A 14267-nucleotide genomic window follows, 5' to 3' on the forward strand; every position below is an offset into this window, starting at 1 on the left:
GGTAACTAGCTAAACAGCAAAGTTACTTCATCTTGGTGCCGACCGAGCCGAGGCGTTCACAAGCCTCAACTACGCGCGCCGCCATACCGGCTTCGGCAGCTTTGCCCCAAGAACGCGGGTCGTACTGCTTCTTGTTGCCGACCTCGCCATCAATCTTCAGAACCCCGTCGTAGTTCTTCATCATCCAGTCAGCTACCGGACGGCTGAAGGCATACTGGGTATCGGTATCTACGTTCATCTTGATAACACCGTTGCGAACCGCAGTAGCGATCTCCTCGGCACTAGATCCAGAGCCACCATGCATTACCAGGTCGAACGGCATTTCTTTACCGACTTTAGCTCCGACCTCTTTCTGAATATCGCCTAGGATTTCTGGGCGCAGTTTAACGTGACCGGGCTTGTAAACGCCGTGTACGTTCCCGAAGGTCAAAGCGGTAATGTAACGACCCTTCTCACCCAAACCTAGAGCTTCAATAGTCTTTAGACCATCTTCAGCAGTGGTGTACAGCTTTTCGTTGATTTCCCCAACAACGCCGTCTTCTTCGCCACCGACAACCCCGATTTCAACCTCCAGGATGGTGTTGGCTTTAACTGATAGCTCTAGCATTTCCTTAGCGATTTCCAGGTTCTCATCTAGCGGTACTGCCGAGCCATCCCACATATGAGACTGGAAGAAAGGCAGACGCCCAGCCTTTACTTCTTCAGCTTCCATTTCCATTAGCGGACGGATCCAACCGTCAATTTTCTCTTTCGAGCAGTGGTCAGTATGCAGCGCCACGGTAACGTTGTAGCCCTTGGCGATTTCACGAGCATAAGCGGCCATGGCCAGGGAACCAGCTACCCGGTCATTCACAGTGGAACCTGACCAGAAATCCGCGCCACCGGAGGATACCTGGATGATGCCATCAGATTCAGCTTCCGCAAAACCACGAATCGCGGCGGTTAGCGTTTGGGAAGAAGTAACGTTAATCGCGGGATAGGCGAATTTGCCTTCCTTAGCACGGTTAAGCATTTCGTTATAAACATCAGGGGTTGCGATTGGCACTGTGGCCCTCCTTTTCTAAAGTTCTTACGGGTCTCATTCTCTCACAAGGTAAAGCTTACTGCAGGGTCTTGTGTCCCACGGTTTTGTTATGTTGAATCACCCACGCCCACATGGCAACGGCGGCAGCTGCTCCTACATTGATAGAACGGGTAGAACCATACTGGGTAATCTCGTAAACTGCCGCGCATTCCGCAATCATTTCTGGACTCAAACCGTTCGCCTCAGAGCCAAAAACCAGGCAACAGCTCTGCGGTAAAACTGCGCCCTCTAGAGGCTGAGAACACTCAACATTGTCAATCCCAATCAGGGTAATCCCGCTCTGCCGCGCCCAATGCGCAAAAGAAGAAGCGTCTGGGAAATGGTCTACATGCTGGTAGCGGTCAGTTACCATCGCACCGCGTTTATTCCAGCGGTGTACCCCCACAATATGTACCGAGTTTGCGCCAAACGCGTTAGCAGAACGCACAATGGATCCGATATTGAAATCATGGTCGAGGTTTTCGATAGCCACCTGAAACGGGAAACGTTCACTATCTAGGAAATCGCGAATAGCATCCCGCCGCCAATAGCGGAAACGATCTTCCACATTCCGGCGGTCGCCTCCCGCCAGCAAATCAGGATCCCAATGATCGCCCTCTGGCCAGTTTTCCGGGCCTCCCGGCCATGGACCAACTCCGTTACCCATACCCTAGACCCGGAAACGGTCACGCTGGAGGTAACCGGTAAACCGGCACACCAGGGAGCGGGGTGCTTTCCAAGTCAAGAAATCCATAACCTTATAAATCACGGAAGGCACCGAGATTACCTTGCCCCGCGCCAAGTCATTCAAAGCCTGTTCCACCACGTATTCCGGGGTTAGCCGGGCAATAGTGGGCACGTCCTCGATTTTGGTAGTGATTTTACTGAAGAAGCCGGTATCGGTAGTGCCGGGTTTCAGCGCCATTACCTGTACTCCGCTGCCGCGCAGTTCCTCGGCGAGGGCGCAACTAAAGATTTCTACCCAGGTCTTATGGGCAGCGTAGGTTCCCATCGCCGTTCCAGATGCTACCGAGGACACATTCAAAATTGCACCCCGTCCGCGCCGGCGCATCCGAGAGGCCGCGGTTTGTGACAGCAGCATTACCGCCCTCACCATCACGTTTAGCCCCCGTACCTGTTGGGAGGCCGATCCGTCCACAAAATCTTCTGCCAGGGCGAAACCAGCGTTATTAACCAGCAGCGAAATCGGGCGTTCGGAGGCAGCCAAGCGGCGCGCAACCGCTTTTAGCCCCGGTTGGGTAGCCAAGTCTGCGGGTAAAACCTCACAGGTAACCCCATAGTAATTCTCGATGCGTTGCGCCTCGGTCACCAAAACATTTTCCCGACGGGCAACCATCACCACATTGTGTCCGCGCCCTGCCAACTGGTTACAAAACTCTAGCCCTAGCCCACTGGAAGCCCCAGTTACTAAAACCCATGACATCTTTAATCCCCCTCGATTCCTAAATCTGCCAAATCTAGTGCCGCCAGATATTTCCAGCCAGCCTGATTAACCTTTTGCTTCGCTACATCACCACGGTCTACCACTACCGCTACGCAGAGTACTTTGGCGCCTGCTTTTTCTGCCGCCTGGGCTGCTTGAATAGGCGAGCCGCCGGTGGTGGAAGTATCTTCCACGATTATCACCTGTTTGCCCGCAATATCTGGGCCTTCAATCTGACGCCCCATGCCGTGATCTTTAACTTCTTTACGAACCACAAACGCGTCGATATCGAGCCCGCGCGAAGCCGCCGCTTGCATAATCGCGAAAGCTACCGGATCGGCTCCCATCGTCAGCCCGCCGACTGCGTCAATATCCTCTGGCAGAAAGCCTGCTTCTTCTAACAGGTCAAGCAGCACATGCCCAATTAGCACCGAAGCCTCATGATGCAGAGTTGAACGCCGCAAATCAATATAGAATGAGGATTTTTTACCACTGGCCAGCGTGAAATCGCCGTATTTAACAGATAGCTCTTTGATTAAGGAAACCAAACGAGCCTTTTGAGAATCATTAGCGGTCATGACATTCAGTTTATCGGTTTTGTTACCGATATGGTTAGCACATGAGGATTGCAACTTGGAACGTTAATTCGATTCGCGCCCGATATGAGCGGGTGAGCGCATTTTTAGAGCGGGAAAACATTGATGTTTTGGCGATGCAGGAAACCAAATGTCGCCCCGCGCAGTTTCCTGCTGAACCTTTCACCGCTGCCGGATACCAGGTCGCAGTGCATGGAGCGAACCAGTGGAATGGGGTGGCGATTATTTCTCGGGTGGGTCTAGAGGACGTGCAGCGAGATTTTCCCGGGCAACCAGCCTACGCTAACCCCGGGAAAGAACCGGTAGTGGAGCCGCGCGCAATCAGCGCCACTTGTGGCGGGCTGCAAGTTTTTTCCCTCTATGTCCCCAATGGGCGGGAGCTTGCTCACCCTCACTACCGCTATAAGCTCTCCTGGCTAGCGCGGCTCCGCGAACACGCATCCTCGCTGTTAGAGGGGGATTCCCAGGCGGAAATAGCGCTGATGGGAGACTGGAATATCGCCCCCTTTGACCAGGACGTGTGGGATTTGGAAGTGTTTGCAGGCGCCACCCACGTGTCTGCACCCGAGCGGGAGGCTTTCTTCGCTTTCGAGGATGCCGGATTTACCGAAGTTACCCGTGACCTGTTTGATCAGTACACCTATTGGGACTATAAACAGCTGCGGTTCCCTCGAAATGAAGGAATGCGGATTGATTTTGCCTATTGCTCCCCTGCCCTGGCAAAACGGGTCACGGGAGCGCAGTCTTTGCGCGAGGAACGCAAAGGCAAAGGGGCATCTGACCACGTACCGGTGATTTTAGAGGTGGCTCCTAAGAACCATTAAGCGGCTTGGGCTACTTCCCGCAGGGCACGGTTTAATTTCGGCCATAGCTGCTTGTGGAGGGCGCAGAAAGGCTCTTGCCCTAAAAAGACCGCTCCTAGGTTCGCTAGAGGATCAATCCACAAAAATGAACCGGATTGCCCAAAATGGCCGTAAGTTTGCTCACTGGAATCAGGAAGCGTCCAGTGCGGATCTTTGGCGGCGCGGATTTCGCATCCTAATCCCCAGGCATTGTCGCGGTGAAAGCCGTAGCCGGGCACCACTCCCGGAAGCTGCATCCCATCACTACCTGACCAGGCAGCAAACAGCTTTGGGGAGAGGAAACGCGGACAGGCGGCCTCGAAAGCAAACGCCAAGAGTTCCCGCAGGCTTCCGTACATTCCCCAGGCGGGCGATCCCTTCAGCTGGCGTTTTATTCCCAGGGGTGAAAACACCATTTCTTGCGCCCAGACAGTAAAAGGAATCCCGGAGCGCTGGCTGAGTAGTTCGCCAAGAATCTCATACCCGGAATTGGAATACACCCGGCGGCTACCGGGGGCACGGGTAAACTCCCGTTTTTCATGACCCAGGCCGGCCCGGTGCGCCAGCAGGTCAGCGACATTTACCGGGCGGGGCTCGCTAACTCCTGGTAGCTGTGGCAGGGGCTCGCTAAGATCGAGGACTCCGTTTTCTACTGCCCCCAAAATAGTGCGGGAAGTTAGCAGCTTAGTGACCGACATCCAAGGATAAACTTTATCCTGGTCACCCCAGCTTCCAAGTAGCTGACAGCTCCCTGGCAAAGATGCAGATTCATAGGAAAAAAGCGCGCAGGAAACCGGAAAAGGAAATTGCGCTAGCACCGCAGCTACTGGATCAGAAGCCATCCGGGATAGTTCCTAGAAGGGGCGAGCTGCCATAACTGCGGTAAGTGCCGCCACCGCTTCACGCGGCACGACGCCAACATCCGCCAAGGTGTTGTATTCCTCGGTTTCGAGAACGCTGTTGATAACCAAGCGCCCCAGCAAGTCGATACTGAGAGCCTGGTTTTCTTGTGCGTACTCCAGGTCGTTGGCATTCAGGATGCCGGAACGAACAATCTTGTCCAGGATGTCTTCGGGCACGTCCGAAAGACCGTATTTCTCCATTTCTTGGGAGGAAAGGCTGATGTATCCCTTTTCCAACAAATCTTCCAAGGTAAACCCAGTCACCTGTTCGATTGCAGCCATTGCCGAGGGGGTAGCAAAACCGCTGGACATGATGGCACGGAGCGCCTTGGGGTTGGAAAGATCGACCTGATTAATAATCAAGTTAGTGAGGGAACCGACCACATCTACCCCGTCCCTGTTGTAGAGCCACTGGATATGCAGGCCGTACCATTCGGCCAGAAGGGAATGCGCCAGTGTCTTCGGATCGGCATCTTTGTTAATCAGATCGTCTGTTTGTAGCTGACTAAATGCACTAGTCAGCACACTTTGCAATCCTTCAAACCGGGCTGCGAAGTGGTCATGGGCGGGGTGTACCTCGTTAGAGGCTTCCACCGAAAGCATGCACTCCATTTCCACGATCGTGGGGTTAGAGCTAAGTTCTGTAGAAAGTTCAGTGAAGGCGTTGAACACTCCGAAAGGCTGCATATGCCGCATAGCCTGCACGTCGAAGTTAGAGCGATCCTCGTAGCGTTCAATAACCGCCATGAGTAGGGCTTCTTTGGAGGGGAAGTGATAGATGACCCCCGGGTGGGAAATACCAACACGGCGAGCCACATCGCGCATAGATAAGCCGTGGTAGCCAACTTCCGCAATCATGTCTACGGTTGCGTCAAGTATGGCTTCGCGTCGAGCTACGCCACCGGCGTAAGGCCCACGCTCCCCGCTCTTGTGTGCTGGTTTGGGCACCTGGGCATCCCCCTCCCTTTTGCCTACCGCCTATTATCTTTTCTATATCTGGGCACAAAAAACCCAAGCTCTAACTAGGATACAGTTTTTCCCCTCAAACCACCTAACAAATCGACTAGATTTCGTAAGCGAATTACATAAACGAAGATCACATTAAGAGTTTATTTACTTATTCTAATAAAAGCACCCACACATCTCATGCGATCGCCAGTTATTAGTAAAGAAAACGCAAAAAGTAGCGCCGAGAACCTTCGACCCCGGCGCCACTTTGCTGACGCTATGTCATTAACTTAGCTGAAGATGAAACCTACCCGCCGGAACAGCCCGCTGCTGCGGCACCGTTACCTGGATAACTGAACCATCCTCCCATTTTCCGGCTAACAGCCCTTGCGCCAGTTGGTCACCAATTTCGCTTTGAATTAGCCGACGCAACGGACGTGCTCCGAATGCCGGGTCATAACCCCGGTCAGCTAGCCAATTCTTCGCGTCCTCGCTAACCTCCAGTTTCAACCTTCTAGATGCCAGCCGCTGCATGACCTGCGCCAGCTGCAAATCCACTATCTTAGCTAGCTGGGTGCGGCTAAGGGGCTGAAAAATCAGAATCTCGTCTAACCGGTTCAAGAACTCGGGTCGAAAATTGGCATTGACCGCTTCTTTCACGAGCCGTCCTTTCTCGTCCTCGGTTATATCCGGCTGCGTCAAGTACTGCGAGCCCAAGTTTGAGGTAAGCACTAAAATAGTGCTGCGAAAATCCACTACCCGGCCTTGCCCATCAGTAAGGCGGCCATCATCTAAGACCTGCAGCAACACATGGAAGATTTCTGGATGTGCCTTTTCCACTTCATCGAGCAGAATTACCGAATAGGGACGCCGCCGCACTGCCTCCGTAAGCTGTCCGCCCTCTTCATAACCCACGTATCCGGGAGGCGCCCCGATTAGGCGTGATACCGAGTGTTTTTCTCCGTATTCGCTCATATCAATGCGCACCATGGCGGTGGGATCATCAAAGAGGAAGGCCGCTAAGGACTTGGCAAGCTCAGTCTTCCCCACCCCGGTTGGCCCGAGGAAGAGGAAAGATCCCGTCGGACGATTAGGGTCACTGACGCCTGCCCGCGAGCGCCGCACCGCATCTGCCACCGTCTGCACTGCTTGCTCTTGCCCAATTAGTCGTTTACCAATCTCGGTTTCCATATGTAAGAGCTTGTCAGTTTCGGTTTGCAACATTTTTCCGGTAGGGATCCCGGTCCAGGACTCCACGACTTCGGCGACTTCGGTAGAACCGACTTTTTCTACCACCATGACTTGGGAGTCATCACTTTCCTGCTCCTGCTTTTCAGCAGCGGCAATCGCAGCCCGGATTTGCGGGATTTCTCCGTTCTGCAACCGTCCGGCACTTTCCCAATCGCCACTACGCATTGCCCGCTCTAGCTGGGTGTTTAGCTTATCGAGTTGGGCACGCAAATCCCCGACCTTATTGCGAGAGGCTTTTTCGGATTCCCACCGCACATTGAGGTCATCCAAGACTTGTTGTTCCTTGGCGATTTCCGCGCGCAAATCTTCCAGCCGGGCTCTGGTCTGCTCATCTGAGCCTTCGCCCTCGGAATCAGCTAAATAAGCTTCTTCCATTTTCAACCGGTCAACCTGACGGCGTTTTTCGTCTACCTCCACCGGACTGGAATCTAGCTCCATCCGTAGCCGCGAAGCGGCCTCATCAATCAGGTCAATAGCTTTATCCGGCAAGTTGCGGTCGGTGATATAGCGATCCGAAAGTTTCGCCGCCGCCACCAGCGCCCCATCGGTAATCGTGACCTTATGGTGCGCCTCGTACTTGGGGGCAATCCCGCGCAAAATCGCTACCGTATCTTCTACCGAGGGTTCGGCTACGAACACCTGTTGGAAGCGGCGCTCTAGCGCCGGATCTTTCTCGATATGTTGTCGATACTCGTCCAGGGTGGTAGCTCCCACCATCCGTAGTTCGCCGCGCGCCAGCATGGGTTTAATCATGTTGCCGGCATCCATCGCCCCCTCGGAGCCACCCCCGGCTCCTACTACCGTGTGCAGCTCGTCAATAAAGGTAATAACTTCCCCGCCAGCGTTCTTGATTTCTTCGAGGACGGCCTTGAGTCGCTCTTCGAACTCGCCGCGGTATTTGGCACCAGCAACCATCGCTCCTAAATCTAGGCTGATCAGTTTCTTGTTTTGCAAAGACTGGGGAACGTCTCCGGCTACAATTCGTTGCGCTAGACCCTCTACTACTGCGGTTTTACCTACCCCGGCCTCTCCGATTAACACTGGGTTGTTTTTGGTGCGCCGCGAGAGCACTTGGATTACGCGGCGAATTTCTTTGTCGCGTCCAATTACGGGATCGAGTTTGCCGCTGCGGGCTACTTCCGTCAGGTCACGACCATATTTTTTCAAGGCATCGAAAGAGGCTTCGGGGTCTTGGGAAGTGACCGGGTCTTTGCGAATCTCTTGGAGCTTTTCACGCAGCGCGCTTGCGCTCGCGCCCGCCTTATTTAACAGGCGGCTAACGCCGGTTTCCCCTTCAGATTCATCTGCGAGGGCGATTAACAGGTGTTCGGTAGATACGTATTCGTCAGTAAGTTCTCGCGCCAAATCACCGGCTTTATTAATCACCCGCCGCATAGCCAGGGAGGTTTGTACTTCCCCGACGGAACTGCCGGTGACGCTAGGCAGTGTTCCCAGCATATGATGCAGGGGCGCGTTAATCTGTTGGGTACGATTTGGTACTACCGCCTCCAGGAGCGCAAACGCGATCGAGTCGGTTTGCCCCAGCAAGGCATTCAACAGATGTTCTGGCTCTACCTGGGGATTTTTATTGGCCTGCGCGGCTTGCACCGCATCCCCTAAGGCAGCCTGCGATTTAACAGTAAGTTTAGTTTCCATATATTTCCTCCCGTATTCCCATCCGGGTGGGATGGGGTGTTGCTATTTAGTCCAACACCCCAAAAGTTGAGTTTATTCCACTCAACTTTAGATTCTTTGGTTTATCCCTCCTACTAACGACATTTTCTGTCGCCAAAATAAGCAGCGGAAACCCGTAAGCAAGCACGTCTATGCCCCACTCCACCGAGGAAGCGCCGGCAGCAGTGAAGAAAAAAGACTTTAAGCCGCAAGACTACCGATAGTAGGAGTTATTTATTAACGCTTGACGGTTATCTCGACCGCGTTTGACCGTCCAAACGATCCCCCAGATCAACAACCCGAGGCCAGTAAAGCCGATAATCGTGGGCACCACGAAAGCCGCAATCATTGGAGCGAAGGAAAGGTTAGGAAGAATCGCAATTGAGGAGATAACAGCCTCTTTATCACCTATGGGCTCGCATTTAACCTTCAAGGTTCCTTGAGATTCTAGGTTGTAAATAAAGGTGTGCTGCTCCTCGTCATCCGGGTCGGAGGCAAAACCGGAAACAAAACTATTGTCCCCAGATAGGGACTCAATCTTGTCTCCATTAAAAGTAGCGTCACAGCGCACGTTACCACCGTTAGAGGCTTCCACAACCAGCAGTGAAGTTCCCTGGTAGTCCGCAGTTCGGGTGATAGAGCTGACCCCTGGGTGGGTCTCCATCTTGGAATCTACTTGCAGACCATAAACCACTAGCATCGTGACAAAAGCAATCGGCGCTACCACTAGCATCAACACGATTCCCACTACCAAAATAGTGATGGGCACGGCGCGAGATTTTGGAGTTTTCGGCGGTGTATCCGGATTGTCACCTAGGCCAGAAAAGCTCCCCGGCCCCATACCTCCCGGTCCGCCTGATTGTGGCATTCCCGAGGGCTCGCGCCAAGAATCGTTCCCACCATATCCAGGGGGAACCGGAAATTTCCGTTGCGGTTCCGAGAAAGACGGAGGCTGAGAGGATTCTTCCTCCGAGATGGTAGAAGAACCATTTGCTCCCCTAAAGCCGGCATTATTTTCCTCGCTAGCTCCAGCTGTTCTGGGCATTTGCCCCGCGGAAGACTCCGACTGAGAGGAGGCCGGCGCAGCAGCTTGTCGCTGCGTGGCCGGGGTGCCAGAATGCAGCTCACCATTCAACACCCATTGTTCCTGTTCGCTAGAGTGCGCGCCGTATCTGTTAGGGGTTTCGCCCATAGTTCCTCCCATTGATTAGCCTGAGCCCTATTGTAAACGCTAGCCTCGATTTTCGCCCCAAATAATCATTTGTCCTGGCAGATAGGGGACGATTTCCTGCCCTCGCGCCACCCGCGAGAGCGGGAATTTAGTAAGTGGAGATACCTCACCGGTGGGGGCAGCTGAAAACACCCGTCCGCGTCCTCGTTCATAAACAGCCAATCGCTGACGCAAACGTTGATTTTCTGCGGCTAAGTGAGCAGCGGCGCGCCGCAATTCCAGCACGCGTTTAATGCCCGCCAGGTTAATACCTTCTTCTTGGGACAGACGCTGGATTTCTCGCAGTTCTGCGATATCTTCGGCGCTATAACGCCGCCCCCTACCCTTGGCGCGTTTAGGGATAACCAGCCCGATGCGGTCATATTGCCGCAGAGTTTGCGGATGCATCCCCGCCAACTCTGCGGCTACCGAAATCACATATAGGGTTTCCATTGATCGTGCCATCAGCTTTTCTCAAGACCCAAGCGAGGATCGAAATCCGGGTGATCGGCTCGGATTGCTTCCCCTAACTGATGGGCGATATCAACTACCCGCCTAGAAGGTTTACGCGGGTTGACTATCCGGACGGTAGCCACCACATCTAACCCATCCAAACCTTTCCCGCGCAAACGCAGCTTAGTGCCCGAATCAGCCCCGGCAGGAATCTTAATAGTTGCAGTTTTACCTCCGAGCAGGGGCACTTTCACCGTGGCACCTGCCAATGCTTCTGCTGCAGTCACCGGCAGGTGCATTTGCAGAGACTTCCCGTCAAAGGAATACACCGGATCCGGTTTTACATGCACCGTTACTACCAGGTCACCACTTCCAGCTGGCCCCGGTCGCCCTTTCCCGCGCAGACGCAGCTTCTTACCATCACGAATCTTGCCGGGAATGCGCACGGTCATACTCTTGCCATCCACCGTCAACTTCATGGTGCTCCCGACCATAGCGGCACGAAAATCTAAGGTGACTTCCGCGGCCAAATCTTGACCTTTACCCCCACCGGGAAAGCCGCCAGACTCCGCGCCGAAGGAACCAGGTGCCCCATAGCTGGCGCGCCCACCTGACGAAAACAGAGAACTAAACATGGAGCCGAGGTCGCCTGCTCCCAGGTTGATCCTAGCGGAGCCGGCCCCGGGAGCGGTTCCGCCCCCAAACATAGCGCCTAATACGTCTTCGAAGCCTCCGGCCCCACCACGACCTGAAGCGGGGCCGGCGCTGAAACGGGCCCCCCCGCCCGCCATAGCGCGAATCGCGTCATACTGCCGCTTTTGCTCCGGATCAGACAGCACCTGATATGCCTCCCCGATCGCCTTAAACTTTTCTTCGGCAGCTTTATCGCCGGGGTTTTGATCGGGATGGTATTTACGTGCCAGCTTCCGGTAAGCCTTCTTAATGGCCAACTGATCTGCTTTTTTTGACACCCCCAGGGTGCCGTAAAAATCTTTGCCTATCCAATCTTGTCCAGCCATGAACGCTCACCTCCTTAATCCCTAATCTGGGTTATTGACTATTACTTTCGTTGCCCGTAAAACATTTTCGCCCACTTTATACCCGGGCTGGAGTACCTGGGCGATACTGGGTTCGCCCTCCCCACCACTTTGCGCCATCAGGGCTTCATGCACGTTTGGGTCGAATTCCTCCCCAATGCTGCCGTAGCGAGTTAGCCCAAAGTTGGTTTCCAGGGTATTTTCCAGTTTCTTCGCAATAGCTTCGAAGGGACCTTCTAGGTCTCCGGCATCGCGAGCTGCTTGCACATCGTCGAGGACGCCTAGCAGTACCTGCAAGACTGCTTTTTGCCCTTCGCTATGATGAGCCGACATTTCTGACTTACTGCGCTTAACATACCCAGAGTATTCCTGCTGTAAGTTATAGGTTTCTGCTCTTGCGCGCGCCAGCTGTTCGGTAAGCTCTGCCACCTGGGCTTTAAGCTGATCAAGCTCCGCAGTAGGCTCCGAATCCGCTTCGGTTTCTGCCGGCACGCCATTTTCCCCTTCAGCGGGTGCCGGAGCATCGGCGATCTCTTCTCCCAGGCGTGCGGCGAGGTCAACGAAAGCCGCATTTTCGTCCGGTTCCTCGGCTTTCTCCATGCTGCCACTGCCTGCAGGCGCCGATTCCTTGGAGGAATCCAAGTCTTCCTCAGCGCCCTTTTCCGGCTTTGAATTAGCGGAGCTAGTATCTGGCGCCGGGAAAGCTTCCGCCTGATTATCTTGGCCGTTAGTGGTTACTTCCGGCGTACCTGCTGGTTGTGCTTGGTCTGCCTGCGAGGCGGCAGAATCCGCTGGTTTTTCTGGCTCTGGTTCCGAAGTAGGATGCAATGGGTCTTTCACCTTGATCTTTATCCTCCGTTTCCCATTGTGCTGATCCAAATTTTTACCCCCTGCCCAGGGGCGCCCACTTTCGCGAGCGCCCCAGACAGTTTGAGACTAAAGAGTTACTTGTTTTCGTCCTCTTCGTCGACTACTTCCGCATCGATTACGTCATCGTCTGCTCCCGCTCCAGCATCCTCAGCGCTGGAGGCGCCAGATTCAGCCTGACTTTGTGCTGCTTCTGCCTGGGTCTGCGCATAGAGAGTTTCCCCAATCTTTTGCGACTTGGTGTTCAGTTCTTCCATCGCTGCCTTCACGGCCTCGATGTCTTCGCCCTCCAAAGCCTGCTTAACCTTGTCGGAGGCTTCGCGTACCTCTTTGGCGATTTCCTCGGGCAGCTTTTCAGCATTATCTTTTAGCAGTTTCTCGATCGAGTAAACCGTCTGTTCCGCCGAGTTACGCAAATCGGCTTCTTCTCGCCGCTTCTCGTCCTCTTCGGCGTGGGCTTCCGCCTCTTTAACCATGCGGTCGATCTCTTCCTTGGAAAGCGCCGAACCCCCAGAAATAGTCATTGACTGTTCTTTATTGGTGTTTTGGTCTTTCGCGGATACGTGCACAATCCCGTTGGTGTCGATATCGAAAGTGACTTCGATCCGGGGAACCCCCATAGGTGCCGGCAGAATCCCGGTCAGTTGGAAGGTGCCCAGCGACTTGTTGTCACGGGTGAAAGTACGCTCCCCTTGGAATACCTGGATTAGCACCGAATCCTGGTTATCTTCCGCAGTGGAGAAGATTTCCGAATGCTTGGTAGGAATCGCGCTATTACGCTTAATCAGGGTAGTCATTACCCCACCCTTGGTTTCGATTCCCAGGGACAAGGGGGTGACATCAATTAGGAGGACGTCACTGCGGTCTCCCTGGATAATCCCGGTTTGTAGGGCGGCACCAGTGGCTACCACTTCATCGGGGTTAACCGACTTATTGGCTTCTTTTCCACCGGTCAAGGTCTTTACCATCTCGGCTACTGCCGGCATCCGGGTGGAGCCACCCACTAGCACCACGTGGTCAATATCGGACACGTGGATCTTGGCATCCGCGATTACCTGCTCGAAGGGTTTGCGGGTGCGTTCTAGCAGATCCTGGGTCATTTCTTCGAAGTGGGCGCGAGTGAGGCGCTCATCTAGGTGCACCGGGCCAGATTCGGCCATCGACAGGTACTGCAGAGAAATCTGGGTAGAGGTCGCCGAAGATAGTTCCTTCTTGGCTTGCTCGGCGGCATCGCGTAGGCGCTGAATCGCGATCTTGTCATTCGACAGATCCACGCCGGTATTGGTTTTGACGGTACCGATTAGCCAATCCACGATCCGCTGATCCCAGTCGTCACCACCGAGGCGGTTATCACCGTTAGTGGCACGCACTTCGATAGTGGAAAAGCCGTCCTCATCCTTCATTACTTCCAGCAGGGAAACGTCAAAAGTACCGCCACCAAGGTCGAATACCAGGATGGATTCGTCCTTTTCACTCTTTTCCAACCCGTATGCCAGCGCGGCCGCGGTGGGCTCATTTACCAGACGCAGTACGTTTAGTCCCGCAATTTTACCGGCGTCTTTGGTGGCCTGACGCTGCGCATCGTTGAAGTAGGCCGGCACGGTGATTACTGCGTCCTGTACCGAGTCCCCTAAGTACTCTTCAGCATCTTTCTTCAGCTTGCCCAAAATGAAAGCGCTGATCTGCTGGGGGGTGTATTCTTTATCGTCAATTTTTACCTTCCAGGAGCTGTCTCCCATATGACGCTTCACGGAGGCAATGGTGCGATCTACGTTAGTTACCGCCTGCCGTTTGGCAACTTCGCCCACCAAAACTTCCCCGGCCTTAGAGAACGCCACCACCGAGGGGGTGGTACGCTGACCTTCCGCATTGGCAACAATAGTGGGTTGCCCGCCTTCTAGAACCGCAATTGCGGAGTTGGTGGTACCCAAGTCAATACCTACTGCACGTGCCATAATCTTTCCTTCCTAAGAATCTTTT

The 14267-nt window shown here is 54.0% G+C and carries 13 protein-coding genes; 1 reads left to right on the forward strand and 12 read right to left on the reverse strand.

Annotation, left to right across the window (positions count from 1 at the left end; all coding sequences use genetic code 11):
- Window positions 1-22: 22 nt before the first annotated feature.
- The 4 genes from fbaA to pyrE are packed head-to-tail and all read right to left on the reverse strand — an operon-like array spanning window position 23 to window position 3085.
- Complete coding sequence (gene fbaA / locus RDM26_RS00570) at window positions 23-1045, reverse strand: class II fructose-bisphosphate aldolase (RefSeq protein ID WP_307737137.1); 1023 nt, start codon at window positions 1043-1045, stop codon at window positions 23-25.
- A 55-nt stretch (window positions 1046-1100) separates the two neighbouring features.
- On the reverse strand, window positions 1101-1730 hold the full coding sequence (locus RDM26_RS00575) for a TrmH family RNA methyltransferase (protein WP_307737138.1): 630 nt from the start codon (window positions 1728-1730) through the stop codon (window positions 1101-1103).
- Between the two features lie 3 nt (window positions 1731-1733).
- Window positions 1734-2507, reverse strand: coding sequence for an SDR family NAD(P)-dependent oxidoreductase (locus RDM26_RS00580; RefSeq protein ID WP_307737139.1), 774 nt, complete (start codon window positions 2505-2507; stop codon window positions 1734-1736).
- Window positions 2508-2509: 2 nt separating this feature from the next.
- Window positions 2510-3085: an orotate phosphoribosyltransferase gene (gene pyrE / locus RDM26_RS00585; protein ID WP_307737140.1), complete on the reverse strand. Its 576-nt coding sequence runs from the start codon at window positions 3083-3085 to the stop codon at window positions 2510-2512.
- 41 nt (window positions 3086-3126) lie between these two features.
- Between pyrE and RDM26_RS00590 the strand changes: the two genes are divergently transcribed.
- On the forward strand, window positions 3127-3927 hold the full coding sequence (locus RDM26_RS00590; RefSeq protein WP_307737141.1) for an exodeoxyribonuclease III: 801 nt from the start codon (window positions 3127-3129) through the stop codon (window positions 3925-3927).
- On the opposite strand, the gene RDM26_RS00595 is transcribed toward RDM26_RS00590, so the two are convergent.
- From RDM26_RS00595 to dnaK, 8 genes are all read right to left on the reverse strand, one after another.
- Window positions 3924-4787 carry a serine hydrolase gene (locus RDM26_RS00595; protein WP_307737142.1) on the reverse strand — a complete coding sequence of 288 codons (864 nt, stop codon included), beginning with the start codon at window positions 4785-4787 and terminating at the stop codon, window positions 3924-3926. The two genes, RDM26_RS00590 and RDM26_RS00595, sit on opposite strands and share 4 nt — an antisense overlap.
- A gap of 12 nt (window positions 4788-4799) precedes the next feature.
- A complete protein-coding gene (locus tag RDM26_RS00600; RefSeq protein WP_307737143.1) occupies window positions 4800-5795 on the reverse strand; it encodes a TetR family transcriptional regulator in 996 nt (331 codons plus the stop codon).
- Window positions 5796-6080: 285 nt separating this feature from the next.
- Window positions 6081-8702 (reverse strand): ATP-dependent chaperone ClpB, encoded by a 2622-nt coding sequence (clpB, locus tag RDM26_RS00605; RefSeq protein ID WP_307737144.1) that lies wholly within the window; start codon window positions 8700-8702, stop codon window positions 6081-6083.
- 232 nt (window positions 8703-8934) lie between these two features.
- A complete protein-coding gene (locus RDM26_RS00610) occupies window positions 8935-9912 on the reverse strand; it encodes a hypothetical protein (RefSeq protein ID WP_307737145.1) in 978 nt (325 codons plus the stop codon).
- A 39-nt stretch (window positions 9913-9951) separates the two neighbouring features.
- Window positions 9952-10395 (reverse strand): heat shock protein transcriptional repressor HspR, encoded by a 444-nt coding sequence (locus RDM26_RS00615; RefSeq protein ID WP_307737146.1) that lies wholly within the window; start codon window positions 10393-10395, stop codon window positions 9952-9954.
- Window positions 10395-11402: a DnaJ C-terminal domain-containing protein gene (locus RDM26_RS00620; protein WP_307737147.1), complete on the reverse strand. Its 1008-nt coding sequence runs from the start codon at window positions 11400-11402 to the stop codon at window positions 10395-10397. The genes RDM26_RS00615 and RDM26_RS00620 overlap by 1 nt, the downstream gene beginning before the upstream one ends.
- 21 nt (window positions 11403-11423) lie before the next feature.
- On the reverse strand, window positions 11424-12260 hold the full coding sequence (gene grpE, locus RDM26_RS00625; RefSeq protein WP_307737148.1) for a nucleotide exchange factor GrpE: 837 nt from the start codon (window positions 12258-12260) through the stop codon (window positions 11424-11426).
- A 104-nt stretch (window positions 12261-12364) separates the two neighbouring features.
- Window positions 12365-14242, reverse strand: a complete 1878-nt coding sequence (gene dnaK, locus RDM26_RS00630; RefSeq protein ID WP_307737149.1) for a molecular chaperone DnaK — start codon at window positions 14240-14242, stop codon at window positions 12365-12367.
- Window positions 14243-14267 lie beyond the last annotated feature (25 nt).

Origin of the sequence: uncultured Varibaculum sp. (genome assembly GCF_902489465.1) — a bacterium.
Lineage (GTDB): Bacteria > Actinomycetota > Actinomycetes > Actinomycetales > Actinomycetaceae > Varibaculum.

Bases quoted from the DNA above. Each gene is read 5' to 3' on its own strand.
- RDM26_RS00575 (WP_307737138.1), bottom strand. From the start codon at position 1,730: ATGGGTAACGGAGTTGGTCCATGGCCGGGAGGCCCGGAAAACTGGCCA.
- RDM26_RS00580 (WP_307737139.1), bottom strand. From the start codon at position 2,507: ATGTCATGGGTTTTAGTAACTGGGGCTTCCAGTGGGCTAGGGCTAGAG.
- pyrE (WP_307737140.1), bottom strand. From the start codon at position 3,085: ATGACCGCTAATGATTCTCAAAAGGCTCGTTTGGTTTCCTTAATCAAA.
- RDM26_RS00590 (WP_307737141.1), top strand. From the start codon at position 3,127: ATGAGGATTGCAACTTGGAACGTTAATTCGATTCGCGCCCGATATGAG.
- RDM26_RS00595 (WP_307737142.1), bottom strand. From the start codon at position 4,787: ATGGCTTCTGATCCAGTAGCTGCGGTGCTAGCGCAATTTCCTTTTCCG.
- clpB (WP_307737144.1), bottom strand. From the start codon at position 8,702: ATGGAAACTAAACTTACTGTTAAATCGCAGGCTGCCTTAGGGGATGCG.
- RDM26_RS00610 (WP_307737145.1), bottom strand. From the start codon at position 9,912: ATGGGCGAAACCCCTAACAGATACGGCGCGCACTCTAGCGAACAGGAA.
- RDM26_RS00615 (WP_307737146.1), bottom strand. From the start codon at position 10,395: ATGGCACGATCAATGGAAACCCTATATGTGATTTCGGTAGCCGCAGAG.
- RDM26_RS00620 (WP_307737147.1), bottom strand. From the start codon at position 11,402: ATGGCTGGACAAGATTGGATAGGCAAAGATTTTTACGGCACCCTGGGG.
- dnaK (WP_307737149.1), bottom strand. From the start codon at position 14,242: ATGGCACGTGCAGTAGGTATTGACTTGGGTACCACCAACTCCGCAATT.